A 17,322-nucleotide genomic window follows, 5' to 3' on the forward strand; every position below is an offset into this window, starting at 1 on the left:
CGCAAAAATCAGCTTACGATTTTTTAACCTCAGCTTTTGGGTTTTTAAATGCTTTTTCGAGCGTAAAAGAGAATTCTGAGCCAATTCCGAACTCACTTTCTACATAAACTTTCTCTTTATGCGCTTCAATAATATGCTTTACAATCGCCAAACCTAAACCAGAACCTCCTTCAGAACGCGTTCCACTTTTGTCAACTCGATAGAAACGTTCAAAAAGTCTTGGAATATTTTGTTTCTCAACTCCTTCTCCATTATCGCTAATACGGATTAAGACTTTTTTCTTTGTTAAATTTACCACACCAACTTCTGTTAAACCACCTTCTTTTCCGTATTTAATAGAATTCACAATCAGGTTTTCTAAGACTTGTTGAATTCGATCCTGATCTCCGCGAATAATTACAGATTGAACATTCTTGCTTTCAAAAGCTAGTTTTATTTTCTTTTTATCGGCTTTCATTTCCAATAAATCAAAAACATTTTGGATTAATTCGACAATATCAAAATCGGTCATATTTAGATTTAAATCACCTGATTCCAATTTGGTAATCATATCTAAATCTTCAACAATATATATAAGACGCTCCACACCTTTTTCTGCGCGTTTTAAATATTTTTTTCTAATATTTTTATCATCCATTGCACCGTCAAGCAAAGTCGAAACATAACCTTGAACAGTAAATAGAGGTGTTTTCAATTCGTGCGAAACGTTTCCTAAAAACTCTCTTCTGTATTGTTCACGAATTTCTAGCATTTCGATTTCCAGTTTTTTATCGGTCGCAAACTTTTTCACTTCGCGTGAAAGCGTCTCCATATCCGTATTAATTGGCTGATTGATCAAAGTGGTAGATTCTAACAACGAAACCTCATCGTAAATTTTCTTCACTCTTCGATAAATGAATCGTTCTACACGATATTGTAAAACCAAAAATGAGAATATATAAATGACGATAATGAAAATTATTCCAAATGCAACTTGATGTTGTAATTGATTCTTATAAAATAAAGACATTAACATCAGCACAAATGCGGTAGTAAAGAGACTTATATACAAAGCCGATTTTATGGCGAATTTGTATGTTTTTTTAAAATTAATTTTCATTGAAATTATTTAACCATTAAGAGATTGTTTTTCACCATATAAGTGATATAAGTTCATTTTACTTTTGACTATAAATGACTTAGCACATGTAAACGCTATGTTTACATGTGCTAAATATAGTAATTTTTAAAAAATGCGAACAACAAATTAAATGAACTTATATCACTTATACGGTTCGAATTTTTATAGGATGTTATACCTCAAATTTATAACCAACACCTTTTATGGTTTTAAAAAGGTCTTCGCCAATTTTTTCGCGCAGTTTTCTGATGTGAACATCAATTGTTCTTCCTCCAACTACTACTTCGTTACCCCATACTTTATCCAGAATTTCATCTCTTTTAAAAACTTTTCCTGGTTTTGAAGCCAATAGATAAAATAATTCGAATTCTTTTCTTGGCAAAGCAATTTCTACATTGCCTTTTATGATTTTGTATTCTTCACGGTTAATCTCGATTCCGCCTACATTTAAAGTATCAGTAACAACTTCTTGTTCTTTTAACCTTCTTAACAACGCCTTTACTTTAGAAACCAATAATTTTGGCTTGATTGGCTTTGTAATATAGTCATCAGCACCAGCATCAAAACCAGCCACTTGAGAATAATCTTCACTTCTTGCTGTAAGGAATGTTATGATAACATTATTTAGTTCAGGAATTTTTCTGATATGCTCGCAAGCTTCCATTCCGTCCATTTCTGCCATCATCACATCCATAATAATTAATTCTGGCAATTCTTTCTGAGCTTTAGCTATAGCATCTTTTCCATTAGAAGCAGTAACAATTTGATAGCCTTCCTGCGCAAGGTTATAGCCAACGATTTCTAAGATATCTGGTTCGTCGTCAACTAATAAAATCTTAGTTTGTGTTTTTTTCATAAATAGCAAAAATTGAGATTTTTACATCAAATCTTTTTAATTATTTATCCGATGTTTTTTATTTCACGGGGTAAATATACTAACAAAAGAACCTTTAAAAATTGGTGTTAACGGTAATTTAATCTGGTAACAATTTGATAATCTTAAACACACAAAAACATAACAAGTTGGTAACATCGACTTCACGGTGCGGTTCTTTCTTTGCACCAAAATAAATTAACACAACACTGAACAATGAAATTCAATTTAAGATTTCTATTTATCGCATTATTTATCTGCACGATTTCAATCGCGCAAAACAAAGGTACGATTTCTGGAGTTCTAACCGACAAGGATATGAACAATGATCCGTTACCATTTGCTAATGTTTTAATTAAAGGTACAAATATTAGCGTAAATACCGACGTTGACGGAAAATATTCTTTGAGCGTAAATCCAGGAAATTATACTCTTGTTTTTAGCTTTTTAGGATATGAATCTGTAGAAACTCCAGTCGCTGTTAAAGGAAGCGAAACTGTAGTAGTGAATCAAGCTCTTTCTTCGGGAAGTTATACGCTTAAAGATGTCGTGGTACAAGCGGCGGCTGTAAGTAAACAAAAAGAAACGGCTCTTTTATTAGAGCAAAAAAATGCGGTTGACATCAAACAAACTATTGGTGCGCAAGAACTTTCTAGAAAAGGTGTGGGAGACGTAGCTGCTGCTGTAGCTAAAACATCTGGTGTTTCCAAACAAGAAGGAAGCAACAACGTTTACGTAAGAGGATTAGGTGACCGTTACAACTCTACTTCGATGAACGGATTACCAATTCCATCAAATGATCCACAAAGAAAAAACATTGCGCTAGATCTTTTCTCAACTGATATTGTGGAGTATATTTCAATTGACAAATCATACGGAGCAAAAATGTATGGTGACTTTGCTGGAGGAAATGTAGATATCGTATCTAAAGATTACCGTGGAAAAGGAATGTTTGAAATTTCTTTAGGATCTAAAGTTAATACTAACGCAGTATCAAACTCAAGCAATTTCTTATTACAACAAGGACCAAGCAAATCTGGTTTTGTTTCTTACGGAGTACCAAACAATCCTTTAAATAGTTTTAGTTTTGAAAACAGCTTAAATCCTAAAAAAGAATCTCCATTTGGAGGAAACTTTAACCTAAAAGCTGGTAAAACTTTCAACATTGGCGAAGAAGGAAAATTAAGTCTTTTTGCTACTGTTGGTTTTGGAAATGGTTATGAATTTAGAGAAGGTCTTAGTCAAAGTGTAAATGCTCAGGGCGCTTCATTAAAATCTTTCCAACAAGAAAAATTCACTTATAACACCAATACTACTGGAATGTTCAATGCTAACTACCGTTTGAACAAAAACCATAAAATTGGATATAACTTTTTGTTTGTTAATACATCTGAACAAACTAGAGATACTTATTACGGAAGCGATCGTGATTTTGATAATGATAATGCTGATCTGCTTGTTCAGAGAGGTACATTTACACAAAACACAGTTTTTATCAATCAGCTTTTAGGAAATGATAAATTAACTGATAAAATTGATTTGGACTGGGGTCTTTCATACAACACTGTAAAAGGTGATATGCCGGACAGAACTCAAAACAAAATGTTCCATAACCCAACGACAGACGTTTACACACTTGCTCAAAGAACTACTACAGACAACCAAAGATACTTCCAAAATCTTACAGAAGATGAGGCAGCAGCCAACCTTGCATTATCTTACAAATTAGGAAATGAAGATGGCGAACCAAAAGGAAAAATTACTGTAGGTTATAACGGAAGATTTAAAAAACGTGATTTTGAAGCTATTCAATTCAACTTCAACATCAGCCAGACTGGTCAAAACACAAGTGTAAATCCAAATAATTTAGATGCCTTTTTTAACCAAGCAAATTATGAAAGTGGTTTATTCTCAACCGCTTCTTTTGCAGGAATGACTCCTCAAACTTATGATGGTAAACAAGATATCCATGCTGGATTTGGTAATATCGAATACAAATTCACGGATAAATTCAGCTCTGTTATTGGTGTGAGATACGAAAGAATTTCTCAAACAGTTAACTGGAGAACACAACTTGATGCAGGCGGAGGAACAAATACGTTTGAAAGAAATGAATTTTTACCAAGTGCAATCTTAAAGTATGAATTGAACGAAAAACAAAATCTTCGTTTAGCTGCTAGTAAAACTTACACATTGCCACAGTTTAAAGAACGCGCGTTATTTATCTATGAAGATGTAATGGAATCTGTAATTGGTAACCCAAGTTTGTATCCTTCACAAAACTACAATTTGGATCTAAAATGGGAAATGTTCCCGAAAAGCGATGAGTTATTCTCTGTAACTGCTTTTGGTAAATATATCATGGATCCAATCAACCAAATCATTATTGCTTCTTCTACAAATGATATCTCTTTTGTAAATATTGGAGACACTGGTTATGCTTATGGAGTTGAATTCGAAGCAAGAAAAAATATTTTCGAAATCGAAGGAGAATACACAAATAAACTTTCTTTTGGATTTAATGCTTCGTTAATGAAAACTCACCAAGATATTGATGCTGACAAAGTAAGAGAAGAAACAGATGGAAGATTAAATATCAATACTACAGACAGCAGTTCAGGATTTACGGGAGCTTCAGATTTGATTTTAAATGCTGATTTGTCTTATACTAAAAACTTCAGAAACGACTCTGGAATTATGGCAACTCTTTCGTATAACCATTATTCTGATAAGCTTTATGCAATTGGAAACGAAGGAAAAGGAAATTTAGTTGATAAAGCTATGGGATCTTTAGACCTTATTTTAAAAACAAAATTGACTAAAAGCTTTGGAATTGATTTTGGAGCAAGAAACTTATTGAATCCAGAATTTAAAAGAGTTCAAGAAAATGCAGGTGGAGACGTATTGGTTTTCAACTACAAAAAAGGTCTGACATTCGGATTGGGAATGAACTACCAATTCTAAGAAACACACAGGAAATATTGGGTTATCAATTCCTTAACGTTAGAATAAAAAACACATAACAAATAGATGACAACGGCTTAACGTTGATTAAAGCTTAAGTTCTAATCTTTGCATAAACACAAACTAATTAAAAAAGTAATGAAAAAAACAATTTCAACAATTTTCGGTTTAGCGGCATTATCGCTTGCAACACTTACAACATCTTGCTCAAGCGATGACAACAAAAACGACGGACCAAAATCTGATTTCGTAGTAGTAAGAGACAACTTACAAGGAGAAATCAACAGTGGTGAGGTAGTATTAGAATCTGGAACTTATAAACTAACAGGGAAATTAGTAGTTAAAAACACTGCTAAACTTACAATCAAACCTGGAGTTATCATTGAAGCAACTGCAGTAGCAGCTGATCAATTAGCAGCTGTAAGATATATTGCTGTAGCACAAGGAGGACAAATCGATGTTCAAGGAACTGCCTCTAGTCCAGTTATTATGACTTCAGAAACAAAAAAACCAGCTGCTTGGGGTGGTTTAGTAATCTGTGGAAAAGCACCAATCAACAAAGGAACTACTGCTAGTGCTGAAGTTTCTGATTTAACTTATGGTGGAACTGTAGCTAATGACAACTCTGGATCAATTAAATATTTAAGAATTGAGTACCCAGGTTTCTCTTACAGCAGTGACAAAGAATTTAATGGACTTTCTTTATTTGGAGTTGGAAGCGGAACTGTTATTGATTATGTACAAGTTTACGAAAGCTCTGATGACGGATTCGAATGGTTTGGTGGAACTGTTAGCGCAACTCACTTAGTAGTTTCTAACAAAGATGCTAATGCAGTTGGAGATGATTTATTTGACTGGACAGAAGGATGGAACGGAAACGGTGAATTTTGGTACGGAATCAGAACAAATGGAGGTAACAGAGGTATCGAAGCTGACAACAATTCTAACAATCACTTAGCTACTCCAATTTCTTTCCCTAACATCAAAGGCCTTACTTTAATTGGTGGACCTTCAATTGGTGGAGAATCTCAAGGAATGAAATTAAGAGTTGGAACTAAAGGTAAATTTGACAACGTAGTTTTAAAAGGATGGGCTACTGGTTTTGATGTTCAACATGACGAAACTCTTTCATATGTTGGAGTTGATTTATTAGCAACTAATGTTAAATTCGAGGATGTAACACTTAAAGTAAAAGGTACAGCTACTTCTACTGGAACTGTTCCTGATATGACTAAACTTTTCACAGAAAAAGCAGATGCAACTGGAGCAGGAAACGGATCAGGAGTTCCTACTTGGACTGCTGGATGGACAAAAGGTCTATAATCTCGTAAGACAAACAATATTCAAAAACACTCTAATTTTATTAGGGTGTTTTTTTTGCTTCATTGCAATTAGGCATTCTCTAATGAATTCGGACACAAAGTGTTAAAAACATCATAAATTTCAGGATATTTATTTTTGGCGCACTTTTTGTAATTTTTTTTGTATATTTACGATATCCAAATACACGCGATGGCAAAAAACTACTTTTATATTACATTCTTATTGGCATTTTTCTTTACTGTAAGCGTTTCAGCGCAAGACAGCAAGCAATTACCAAAACCTCAGGAATCTACTTCTATTGAGGGTCTCAGCTTGTATCCTAATCCCGTTACAAACGGAAAAGTGTACATATCTTCTAAGAACGATTTAGAAAAGGAAATTATTGTGTTCGATATTTTGGGTAAAAAAGTACTTCAGGCTCATTTAGTAACAAAAGAGTTAAACGTTTCAGATTTACCTCCAGGTGTTTACATTATAAAAATAAGCGAACAAAACGCGTCAACAACACGAAAACTCATTATACGATAAAAGCTCCTTTGGAGCTTTTTTTAGTTTACAGTCTCAGTCACGGTTTTCAGTTTAGATGCTTTGTCGAAAACTGCGACTGAAAACTGCGACTGAACACTAAATATAATATCTTTGCAAAAAAAAGTTTTGATTACAGCCAGCGATATATTTACCATTTCGAGTCAGAAACAATTTGAAAAAATAGCACTAAAAGTGTTTCGTTTTCAGCACGAAAACAACAAAGTGTATCGTGATTTTTGCGATTTTCTAAAAGTGAATCCACAGCAGGTAAAATCATTACAGCAAATTCCTTTTTTACCCATCCAATTTTTCAAAAGCCATGATGTAGTTTCGAATAACGATTCTGCACAAGTTACGTTTACCAGCAGCGGTACAACCGGAATGATTACAAGCCGACATTTAGTGACCGATGTTTCCCTATATGAGGAAAGTTACCGCAAAGGATTTTCGCAGTTTTATGGCAATATCGAAGATTACGTTGTTTTAGCCCTTTTACCGTCTTATTTAGAGCGTGAAGGCTCTTCGTTAATTTATATGGTAGAAGATCTAATAAAAATCTCGAATCAGCCTGAAAGTGGGTTTTATCTGCACAATCACGATGACTTAATTAAAAAATTAACAGAATTGGATGAAGCAGGCCAAAATGTAATCTTAATTGGCGTTACTTATGCTTTATTAGATTTAATCGAAAAACATCAATTCAATCTTCAAAATACCATCATTATGGAAACTGGAGGCATGAAAGGAAAACGTAAAGAAATGATTCGTGAAGAATTACACGAAATTTTATGTAAAGGTTTTGGAGTTTCTTCCATTCATTCAGAATATGGAATGACCGAGCTTTTAGCACAGGCGTATTCTTTAGGTGACGGAATTTTCGAATGTCCATCGTGGATGAATATTCTAGTACGAGATCCAGAAGATGCACTCACTTACATAAAAGACGGAAAAACTGGCGGAATCAATGTAATAGATTTGGCCAATATCAATTCTTGTTCCTTTATAGCAACCCAAGATTTAGGAAAAAAAAATCCCAACAACTCTTTTGAGGTATTGGGACGTTTTGATAATTCTGATATTCGTGGTTGTAATTTGATGGTTTTGTAAAAAAGGTTAATTTTCGTCAATTACACCAATACTGTCTATTCCTTCTTTTTTGAATAGTGCTTTTTCTTTTTCTCCTTTATTTTCCAAAAGCTTGTAAACACCATAACAAGCCAAACCTCCGCAAAGCACAAAAAATATATTCCATCCCGGGTTAATAAAACTATCGTCGGCTACATTATCAACACCGCCAATTAGAACAGACAAAAGGCCAACAGCAAAACCTGAGACGAGTGTGCCACCATAATATGACGCTATTCCAATACCAAAATAGCCCCATTTACTCTTATCATACTCAAGAGCTAAACCGGTAAATCCTTTCCAAATCCAGTAAATAAATAAAATTCCAATCATAGTTATTAGGTTAGTTTATCGGGAATAAACTTAATAAAAAAAGATTTACGTTTTCATTACCAATAAATTAAAATAAAAAATCCCAATAACTTCTAAAAGTTATTGGGATTCATAATATGTTTCAATTAAAATAATTAAACCACTCTAATCACAAAGTAATTTTTCTTTCCGCTCTGTAATAGCACAAACTGATTATTGATTAAATCGTTTGTTGTCAAAGTAAAATCTTCTTTGATTTTTTCTCTATTTACAGAAATAGAATTTGCTGTTAAAGCTCTTCTTGCTTCTCCGTTAGATTTAAAGAAACCAGTTTTTTCGTTTAAAACCGTAATAATATCCAATCCGTTTTCTAAATCTGCTTTTGTGATTTCAGCCTGTGGAACTCCGTCAAAAACTTCTAAGAAAGTGGCTTCGTCCAATTTCTTCAAATCTTCCGCAGTTGAATTTCCGAATAAGATATTGGATGCCTGAATTGCTTTTTCCAATTCTTCACGATTGTGAACAAAAACAGTAATTTCTTCAGCCAGTTTCTTTTGTAAAACTCTTAAATGTGGCGCTGTTTGATGTTCTTCAATTAATGCATCAATTGTATTTCTATCTAAGAAAGTAAAGATTTTGATATATTTTTCAGCATCAACGTCTGTTGTATTTACCCAAAATTGGTAGAATTTGTAAACAGAAGTTTTATCTGCATCCAGCCAAACATTCCCTCCTTCAGATTTTCCAAATTTAGAACCGTCTGCTTTTGTAATCAAAGGTGTTGTCAAAGCGTATGCTTTAGCATTTTCACCTCCCATTCTGCGCACTAATTCTGTTCCCGTGGTAATATTACCCCATTGATCAGAACCTCCCATTTGCAGCACGCAATTGTTGTTTTTATATAAATGATAAAAATCGTAACCTTGAATTAACTGATACGTAAACTCTGTAAAAGACATTCCTTCTCCTTCTCCACTAAATCTCTTTTTTACAGAATCCTTAGCCATCATATAATTTACAGTGATACGTTTTCCAACTTCACGTGCAAAATCGATAAAAGAGAATTCTTTCATCCAATCGTAGTTATTTACCATTACTGGCGCATTTGCTTCGGTTGAATTAAAATCTAAGAAACGAGACAAAACACTTTTAATTCCAGCAACGTTTTTAGCCAAAGCTTCTTCATCAAGCAGGTTTCTTTCATCAGATTTACCAGAAGGATCTCCAATCATTCCAGTTGCTCCACCCACTAAAGCAATCGGTTTATGACCGAAATTCTTTAAGTGAACCAATAAAATAATCTGAACCATACTTCCAATATGCAGTGAATCTGCCGTTGGATCAAAACCGATATACGCAGAGGTAGCTTCTTTTAGTAATTGTTCTTCCGTTCCAGGCATACTATCATGATATAACCCGCGCCATTTTAATTCTTCAACTAGATTCTTCATTTTTTTAAAATAATTTGCGCAAATGTAATCAATGTCAATGGTAATGGCAAAAAAGTCTGCCACGAAGACACTAAGGCACAAAGTATTTGTTTTTTACTATGGAAGTATCGTGTAAAATAAAAAACTTTGCGCCCTAGCGCCTTTGTGGCAAAAGCAAAAAACCTTTGCAACTTTGTCCCTCTGCCACTTTGCACCTTAAAAGCAAAAACTTATCTTTACAAAATGGTATTAGTAACTGGAGGAACTGGTTTAGTCGGCGCGCATTTATTACTTCATTTAATTGAAAATGGAGAAAATGTTCGGGCTATTTACAGAAGTCAAAGCAACATTGCGAAAACCAAATCGGTTTTTGATTTTTACAAAAAAACAGACTTGTTTGAAAAAATTAATTGGCTTGAAGCCGATGTTTTAGACGTTCCTTCATTAGAAATTGCTTTTATTGATATTACAGAAGTTTATCATTGTGCCGCTTTGATTTCGTTTGACCCAAAAGACGAAGAAAAGCTTAGAAAAACGAATATCGAAGGAACTGCAAACATCATTAATTTTTCGATTGCCAAAGGAATAGAAAAATTCTGTTTTATCAGTTCTATTGCTGCCTTAGGCGATATCGCTCCCCACGAAACCCACATAACTGAAGAAACCGACTGGAATCCTGAAAAACCGCACAGCGATTATGCTATTTCTAAATATGGTGCAGAAATGGAAGTTTGGCGCGGACAACAAGAAGGACTAAATGTTATCATTGTAAATCCAGGAGTAATTTTAGGTCCGCCCAAAATGATGAGCGTTTTTGAACAAGGAAGCAGTGAGATCTATCAAAAGGTTTCAAAGGGACTTTCTTTCTATACTCTTGGAAGCACTGGTTTTATTACGGTTGATGATGTTGCTAGAATCACTTTCGAATTAATGAAAAGCGACATCGTAAACGAGCGTTTTACTTTGATTGCTGATAATATTGTTTTCAAAGATATTTTGAATACTGTTGCAGACACCTTGAAAGTAAAAAGACCACATATTCATGCCAAACCATTTTTTATGAATATGCTCTGGATTCTGGACGGAATGTTTTCAACTTTATTCTTCAGAAAAAGAAGCATTACCAAAGCAACAGCAAAAGCCTCTTATTCTAAAAATTTATACTCTAGTGAAAAAATAAAAACCGCTCTAGGAACGGTTTTTACTGATGTGCATGATTATATCAAAAGACAATAATTATTTTATCTGTTTTGCATTTTGTCTTCTATGTTGCATTTGAATCCTTTTTATAGAATCAATATTGATTTTTGGAGTTGTTTTTTTCACAGAATCTTTTGACTCTTGCTTCAACTTCTTTAATTTTTCTTTATTTGCTTTCGCTGCTTTTTTCTCATCAATTTTAGCTAGAGAATCTGCTGCTCTTTGATTTACCGCTATTCTTTTGTTCACTTCATCAAACATATCTTTATACGTTTCATAGTCGGAAGCGTAATAAATATTATTCTGGGCAAACTGAAGACTATCAACTTTATATTTTTTCAAAATAAACTTGGTCGGATCGTTTTCAACAGAATCCAAAGACAATGGCTTTTGATAGCGCATAGCTTCCAAAAGCGATAAATCGTACATAATATCAATCATTTTGCTCTTATCGATAAGCTTTTCCGGCTGTTTTACGAGCTCTTTTTTACAGCTTATAGAAAGAAACAAAATCAATACTATTAAGACAAAATTCTTCATAGTTCTTTTTTTTATCTGTCAAACAATAATCTTTTTCCGGCTCTAGTATCTTTCACTTTAAAATTATTATACACCAATTCTCCGTTTACAAAAGTGTGTGTAATTCTAGATTTAAAAGTAAAACCTTCAAAAGGAGACCAGCCACATTTGTATAAAATATTATCTGATTTCACGCTCCAAGGCAAACTTGGATTTACGATAACTAAATCGGCATAATATCCTTCTTTAATAAAACCTCTTTTTTCAATCTTGAAAAGTTTAGCAGGATTGTGGCACATTTTTTCCACGATTTTCTCCACGCTGATTTTTCCTTGATGATGCGCTTCAAACATTGCCACAACTGCATGCTGTACTAACGGACCTCCAGAAGGTGCATTTAAGTACGACTGTTGTTTTTCTTCTTTTGTATGAGGAGCATGATCGGTTGCAATAACATCGATTCTACCATCATTTAAAGCTTTCCAAAGTTCTGCTCGATCATCAGCCGTTTTAACAGCAGGATTCCATTTAATGAAATTTCCTTTTGTTTTATAGTCTTCATCTGTAAACCAAAGATGGTGCACACAAACCTCAGCCGTAATTTTTTTCTCTTCTAATGGAATTTTATTGGTAAACAATTCCATTTCTTTTGCAGTTGAAAGATGAAAAATATGCAATCTCGCTCCAGTTTTTTTAGCTAACGCAACAGCTTTTGAAGAAGAAATATAACAAGCCTCAGCGCTTCTTATTAAATTGTGAGCCGTTACAGGCACATCATCACCGTATTGCTCTTTAAAAGCGGCAAGGTTATTTTTAATTGTAGTTTCATCTTCACAGTGAACTGCAATTAACATTGGCGTACTAGAAAAAATCTTTTCTAAAACTGCTTCATTATCCACCAACATATTTCCAGTTGATGAACCTAAGAAAATCTTGATTCCAGCAACATTTTTGGGATTGGTTTTTAAAACCTCTTCCAAGTTATCGTTTGTTGCTCCCATCATAAACGAATAATTCGCAAATGATTTTTGAGAAGCAATTTGATATTTATCTTCTAAAATTTCCTGCGTAACCGCATTCGGAACGGTATTCGGCTGTTCGATGAACGAAGTAATTCCGCCCGCAACCGCAGCTCGAGATTCCGATTCGATATCCCCTTTATGTGTTAACCCTGGCTCTCTAAAATGCACTTGATCATCAATTGCTCCCGGCATTAAATAATTACCTTCGGCATCCACTACTATGCAATCTGATGTTTTTAATGAAATGCTGTCAGCAATTTCAACAATCAGATCATTTTCAATTAAAACATCACCTTCAAAAATTGTCCCTTCGTTTACAATTTTGGCATTTTTTATTAAAATCCTGTTCATCGTGCTTGGTTTATAATGAATTGACTAATTTTCTTAATCTTAGCGAAATTACTCCAAGTATTGCTTCTTTAATAATAGCATTACTCATTTTAGAAACTCCTTTTGTTCGGTCTGTAAAAATAATAGGAACTTCGGTGATCTGAAATTTGGCGCAGTACGTTCTGTATTTCATTTCAATTTGAAACGCATACCCCACAAATTTTATTTTATTTAAATTGATTTTCTCTAGAACTTCTCTTTTGTAACATACGAAACCAGCAGTGGCATCGTGAATCTTCATTCCGGTAATAAATTTAACATAAACCGATGCAAAGTAAGACATTAAAACACGACTTAAAGGCCAGTTAACCACATTTACCCCAGTTACATACCGCGAACCAATTGCTAAATCTGCTCCACCAAAATGACAGGCATCATATAACTTTTCCAAATCATTTGGATTATGAGAAAAATCGGCATCCATTTCAAAAATGAATTGATAATCTCTTTCCAAAGCCCATTTAAACCCATGAACATAAGCTGTTCCTAAACCTGATTTTTTAGTTCTTTGTTCTAAAAAAAGTTTGTCTGGAAATTCTTCCTGCAAAGCAATTACTTTCTTTGCTGTGTGATCAGGAGAATTATCATCGATAATCAATAAATGAAAAGCTTTATGCTGCGAAAGTACAGCTCTTACTATACTTTCTATGTTCTCGATTTCGTTGTATGTGGGAATTATGACAATACTATCATTCATTTTTTCTGGGTAATTTCACGGCAAAAGTAAACTTTTTATAGCATTTGATTCATAATAAATATATAATAAAAGTATTGCATCAAAAAATTACTAATTTTGTAACGCTATGATTGAACAACTTCATCCTCGAATTCTTGAAAACAAAGACTGGGCAACACTTTTATTTGTGCTGACCTTTGCTGTTGTTGCCATGACAAAATCGGCTTACGAAACTAGATTCAGTGAATTTAGTAAACTTATTTTTTCTGACAAATATGCTAAGATTTATCGCGACAACAGTCACATGAAAAGCAGCTTTACGGTTGGTTTGTTTTTTGTACAAATTATTTCGTACGCTTTTTTCATTCTGCTTACGATGAACATCTTTGAACATGCTTCTAAAACCGACTGGATTTTGTTTATTCAGATTGCCACTTTCCTTCTTTATTTCATTTTAGGGAAATATTTAATTGAAAAAATTGTAGCGACTTCCTTCAATATTGATGATTTTGTAGAACTATTTAACCTACAAAAGGTAACTTACAGGACTTATATAGGCGTTTTGATCCTTCCAATCAACGCTATTTTGTTCTATTACAACAATATTCCGCAAATAATACCACTTATAATCATTGGTATTTCGCTGTGTATTAGTGTATACTCCTACTTTATTTCAATTAAAACGTATCAAAACGTAATAATCGGCAAGTTATTTTATTTTATTTTATATCTTTGCGCTCTCGAAATAGCCCCTTATTATTTTCTTTATTACTGGATAACAAAAGGGAGTGCTTAGAAAATGTTTATAATATGAAAGTGAAAACAATTTTGGTGTCACAGCCTGAACCTAAAGTGGAGAATTCTCCTTACTTTGAGCTCCAACACAAACACAAAATAAAAATTGATTTCAGACCATTTATTCATGTGGAAGGGGTTAGCGCAAAAGAGATTCGATTACAAAAAATCGATCTTAATCATTACACTGCGATCATTTTAACAAGTCGAAATGCTGTAGATCATTTTTTTAGAGTTGCTGATGAAATGCGTTACAAAGTTCCAGAAGGATTGAAATATTTCTGTCAATCTGAAGCCGTTGCATTTTACCTTCAAAAGTATGTTGTGTACAGAAAACGTAAAATTTACGTTGGAGCAAAAGATTTTGCAGATTTATCTCCGCTAATTAAGAAGTACAAAGACGAGAAGTTTTTACTTCCTGCATCTGACCAGTTAAATGCAGATGCTCCTGTAACATTAAACAGTCTAAAAGTAGATTGGGCACAAGCAATTTTCTACAGAACTGTAATGAGTGATTTATCTGATTTAGCAGACGTTTATTACGACGTTTTAGCTTTCTTCAGTCCAACCGGAATCAAATCATTGTTTAAAAATTTCCCAGATTTTAAACAAAATGATACTCGAATTGCTGTATTTGGAAGCACAACTCAGAAAGAAGCTTTAGACCACGGATTAAGAATCGATATTCTTGCTCCGACACCTGAAACTCCTTCGATGACAATGGCGCTTGAAAAGTACGTTGCAGAAGCAAACAAAGGAAAATAACCTGACCAAGAGAAAAATATACAAATTTTTAAAAATCCAAATTCCAAATTAATCACTTGGAGTTTGGATTTTTTGTTTTTTAACCAATTCTTAATTCCGTTCGTTTCCTGTGGTTGAAACCACGGGTTATGTTTTTGGAATTTGGAATTTCTAACATTGAAATTTTATTCTTCCTTCATTTTAACTACATTTGATTTCTATTCTAAACCCAAATCACAAGAAATAGTTTCAAATTGTAAGTTATGAAAATCAACTCCCTTTTAATTGAAATTGACGGTATCGATAAAGAGATCCTCCGCTACTTAATGGACGATGCCCGAAAACCAATTTTACAGATTGCCAACAAAATTGGAATCTCCGGCGCAGCAATTCATCAGCGCTTAAAAAAACTGGAGCAATCTGGTGTTATTTCTGGATCTAAATTCACAGTAAACCCAAAAGTTTTAGGCTATAACACTATGGCTTTTGTTGGAGTTTATCTGGACAAAGCATCTAGAAACTCCGAAGCTGTAAAAGAATTAAGAAAAATACCTGAAGTTTTGGAATGTCATTATACTACCGGAAACTGGTCGGTTTTAATTAAAATCATTTGTCGCGACAATGAGCATTTAATGTCTCTTTTAAACAATAAAATACAGGCTATTGAAGGCGTTTCGAGAACCGAAACGTTTATTTCTTTGGATCAGCAGATTGACAGGCAGATTCAGCTTTAGAAAAAAATTCCAAATTTTCAAATTCCAAATTCCAAAAACATAGCTCGTGGTTTCAACTACGGAAAAAGAAAGGTCATAAAAAAGAAAAATTCCAAACCCAATAAAATTGGAATTTGGAATTTTATGATATTGAAAATTAAATTTATTTAATTCCTTCTGTTCCCTGCATAAATCGAGATATAGTACAACAACGTTGCTATAGAACCAATCGCAGCCACTACATAAGTTCTGGCGGCCCATTTTAACGCATCTTTTGCTCCTGCTTGTTCTTCTTGCGTAAGCATATGTTTGTTTTCCAACCAAGCTAAAGCTCTGTTACTTGCATCGTATTCTACGGGAAGTGTAATAATGGTAAACAAAGTTGTTGCTGCAAAAATGACAATTCCAACTAACAATAAACCTGGAAAAACTTTGATCATCAAAATTCCCGCAAGTAAAATCCATTGTACAAAATTGGAAGCCACGCTTACGATAGGCACTAATTTAGAACGCATTGTCAACCATTCGTAACCAATTGCATGCTGCACAGCATGACCGCATTCGTGCGCTGCAACTGCAGCTGCAGCCGCATTTCGATGATTATAAACAGCCTCACTTAAGTTTACTGTTTTATCTGAAGGATTATAATGATCTGTCAACTGACCTAGAGTCGAAATTACACGAACATCTGTAATTCCGTTATCTGCAAGCATTTTTTCGGCGATTTCTCTTCCGCTCATTCCGTTTCTTAACTGTAATTTCGAATACAATTCAAATTTACTCTTTAGCTGAGAGCTTACCAGCCAGCTGAACAACATGATTGCTCCAGCAATAATTAGGTATCCTGATCCCATTTTTTTGTGTTTTTAGATTGATTTTTAAATTTACAAAACAAACATCAAATTGCGAACCATTTTAACAAAATGTCATTTTGACATTTTTAAACCAAATTTGTCTCAATTCAGCATATTATTCTTCAGCAGAAAAGCGATTAATTCTGCCACATTTTTCATTTTATACTTCTGAAGAATATTTCGGCGGTGTGTTTGAACGGTCAAAAAGCTCAAAAACAAATCATCTGCAATTTCCTGAGTCGATTTTCCCTGCGAAAGCAATAATGCGATATCGCGCTCTCTTCGACTCAAAGCAGGAATACGTTCCAACTCTTCAGATAAGGGCTGACTGATTATTGTTTTTACTTCTTCGCTAAAAACAATTTCGCCAGCAATGGCTTTATAAATACAATTTTTGAACTCATCAAAAGAAGCATTCTTTAAAATATACCCATTTCCTCCGTTCTGAATAAACTGCATAACCAAACTTCTTTCAGACTGACTGCTCATCCCAATAATAACAATTTTAGGATGCTTCTGCTTGATTGTTTTGCATAGATCAACTCCATTAATTATGGGAAGAAAAACATCCATCAAAATTAAGTCGACTGTATTATCTTCAATGTAATCTAACAGGGCTATCCCCGATCCAAATTTTTCTACGATTTTTATGTTTTCAAGATCAGATAACAAACCTGAAATTCCTGAAATTACAATTGGATGATCGTCTACAATTACCGTTTTATATATCATG

Annotated in this window: 17 protein-coding genes; 8 read left to right on the top strand and 9 right to left on the bottom strand. The window is 33.8% G+C overall.

Annotated features, from left to right (window positions below; all coding sequences use genetic code 11):
- Positions 1 to 13: 13 nt before the first annotated feature.
- Both GSY47_RS22170 and GSY47_RS22175 read right to left on the bottom strand, forming a co-directional pair.
- Positions 14 to 1,099 carry a sensor histidine kinase gene (locus GSY47_RS22170; protein ID WP_179001795.1) on the bottom strand — a complete coding sequence of 362 codons (1,086 nt, stop codon included), beginning with the start codon at positions 1,097 to 1,099 and terminating at the stop codon, positions 14 to 16.
- Positions 1,100 to 1,292: 193 nt separating this feature from the next.
- A complete protein-coding gene (locus GSY47_RS22175; RefSeq protein ID WP_008465097.1) occupies positions 1,293 to 1,976 on the bottom strand; it encodes a response regulator transcription factor in 684 nt (227 codons plus the stop codon).
- 234 nt (positions 1,977 to 2,210) lie between these two features.
- Here GSY47_RS22175 and GSY47_RS22180 point away from each other — a divergent pair, with 234 nt between their 5' ends.
- The 4 genes from GSY47_RS22180 to GSY47_RS22195 all read left to right on the top strand — a co-directional run bounded on the left by GSY47_RS22180 (position 2,211) and on the right by GSY47_RS22195 (position 7,916).
- Positions 2,211 to 4,958 carry a TonB-dependent receptor gene (locus GSY47_RS22180; RefSeq protein WP_179001797.1) on the top strand — a complete coding sequence of 916 codons (2,748 nt, stop codon included), beginning with the start codon at positions 2,211 to 2,213 and terminating at the stop codon, positions 4,956 to 4,958.
- Positions 4,959 to 5,096: 138 nt separating this feature from the next.
- The gene (locus GSY47_RS22185) at positions 5,097 to 6,281 is read left to right on the top strand and encodes a hypothetical protein (RefSeq protein ID WP_179001799.1); all 1,185 of its coding nucleotides are present in this window, start codon (positions 5,097 to 5,099) and stop codon (positions 6,279 to 6,281) included.
- 189 nt (positions 6,282 to 6,470) lie between these two features.
- A complete protein-coding gene (locus GSY47_RS22190; protein ID WP_179001801.1) occupies positions 6,471 to 6,809 on the top strand; it encodes a T9SS type A sorting domain-containing protein in 339 nt (112 codons plus the stop codon).
- A 126-nt stretch (positions 6,810 to 6,935) separates the two neighbouring features.
- Positions 6,936 to 7,916 (top strand): LuxE/PaaK family acyltransferase, encoded by a 981-nt coding sequence (locus tag GSY47_RS22195; protein WP_179001938.1) that lies wholly within the window; start codon positions 6,936 to 6,938, stop codon positions 7,914 to 7,916.
- 6 nt (positions 7,917 to 7,922) lie between these two features.
- Here the strand turns inward: GSY47_RS22195 and GSY47_RS22200 are convergent, their stop codons facing one another.
- A complete protein-coding gene (locus GSY47_RS22200; protein ID WP_179001803.1) occupies positions 7,923 to 8,267 on the bottom strand; it encodes a hypothetical protein in 345 nt (114 codons plus the stop codon).
- 134 nt (positions 8,268 to 8,401) lie between these two features.
- Positions 8,402 to 9,697, bottom strand: a complete 1,296-nt coding sequence (gene tyrS, locus GSY47_RS22205; RefSeq protein WP_179001805.1) for a tyrosine--tRNA ligase — start codon at positions 9,695 to 9,697, stop codon at positions 8,402 to 8,404.
- Between the two features lie 222 nt (positions 9,698 to 9,919).
- On the opposite strand from tyrS, the gene GSY47_RS22210 reads away from it, so the two are divergent.
- Positions 9,920 to 10,912 (top strand): NAD-dependent epimerase/dehydratase family protein, encoded by a 993-nt coding sequence (locus GSY47_RS22210; protein ID WP_179001807.1) that lies wholly within the window; start codon positions 9,920 to 9,922, stop codon positions 10,910 to 10,912.
- Here GSY47_RS22210 and GSY47_RS22215 read toward each other — a convergent pair whose 3' ends face one another.
- From GSY47_RS22215 to GSY47_RS22225, 3 genes are read right to left on the bottom strand one after another with little or no spacing between them, the layout of a single operon-like run.
- Complete coding sequence (locus GSY47_RS22215; RefSeq protein ID WP_179001809.1) at positions 10,913 to 11,416, bottom strand: DUF4296 domain-containing protein; 504 nt, start codon at positions 11,414 to 11,416, stop codon at positions 10,913 to 10,915. It lies immediately after the preceding gene.
- An 11-nt stretch (positions 11,417 to 11,427) separates the two neighbouring features.
- Positions 11,428 to 12,768, bottom strand: coding sequence for a dihydroorotase (locus GSY47_RS22220; protein ID WP_179001810.1), 1,341 nt, complete (start codon positions 12,766 to 12,768; stop codon positions 11,428 to 11,430).
- A gap of 10 nt (positions 12,769 to 12,778) precedes the next feature.
- Positions 12,779 to 13,504 carry a polyprenol monophosphomannose synthase gene (locus GSY47_RS22225; RefSeq protein ID WP_179001812.1) on the bottom strand — a complete coding sequence of 242 codons (726 nt, stop codon included), beginning with the start codon at positions 13,502 to 13,504 and terminating at the stop codon, positions 12,779 to 12,781.
- A 106-nt stretch (positions 13,505 to 13,610) separates the two neighbouring features.
- Between GSY47_RS22225 and GSY47_RS22230 the strand changes: the two genes are divergently transcribed.
- The 3 genes from GSY47_RS22230 (at position 13,611) to GSY47_RS22240 (ending at position 15,756) form a co-directional block, all read left to right on the top strand.
- Positions 13,611 to 14,279 (top strand): DUF4271 domain-containing protein, encoded by a 669-nt coding sequence (locus GSY47_RS22230; protein WP_179001814.1) that lies wholly within the window; start codon positions 13,611 to 13,613, stop codon positions 14,277 to 14,279.
- A gap of 14 nt (positions 14,280 to 14,293) precedes the next feature.
- A complete protein-coding gene (locus GSY47_RS22235; protein ID WP_091494726.1) occupies positions 14,294 to 15,043 on the top strand; it encodes a uroporphyrinogen-III synthase in 750 nt (249 codons plus the stop codon).
- 242 nt (positions 15,044 to 15,285) lie between these two features.
- The gene (locus tag GSY47_RS22240) at positions 15,286 to 15,756 is read left to right on the top strand and encodes an Lrp/AsnC family transcriptional regulator (RefSeq protein ID WP_091494722.1); all 471 of its coding nucleotides are present in this window, start codon (positions 15,286 to 15,288) and stop codon (positions 15,754 to 15,756) included.
- 146 nt (positions 15,757 to 15,902) lie between these two features.
- On the opposite strand, the gene GSY47_RS22245 is transcribed toward GSY47_RS22240, so the two are convergent.
- Together GSY47_RS22245 and GSY47_RS22250 are read right to left on the bottom strand one after the other, a co-directional pair.
- On the bottom strand, positions 15,903 to 16,589 hold the full coding sequence (locus GSY47_RS22245; protein ID WP_179001816.1) for a zinc metallopeptidase: 687 nt from the start codon (positions 16,587 to 16,589) through the stop codon (positions 15,903 to 15,905).
- A 102-nt stretch (positions 16,590 to 16,691) separates the two neighbouring features.
- On the bottom strand, positions 16,692 to 17,321 hold the full coding sequence (locus tag GSY47_RS22250) for a response regulator (RefSeq protein ID WP_179001818.1): 630 nt from the start codon (positions 17,319 to 17,321) through the stop codon (positions 16,692 to 16,694).
- Position 17,322: the final 1 nt, after the last annotated feature.

Origin of the sequence: Flavobacterium quisquiliarum (genome assembly GCF_019308285.1) — a bacterium.
GTDB lineage: Bacteria > Bacteroidota > Bacteroidia > Flavobacteriales > Flavobacteriaceae > Flavobacterium > Flavobacterium quisquiliarum.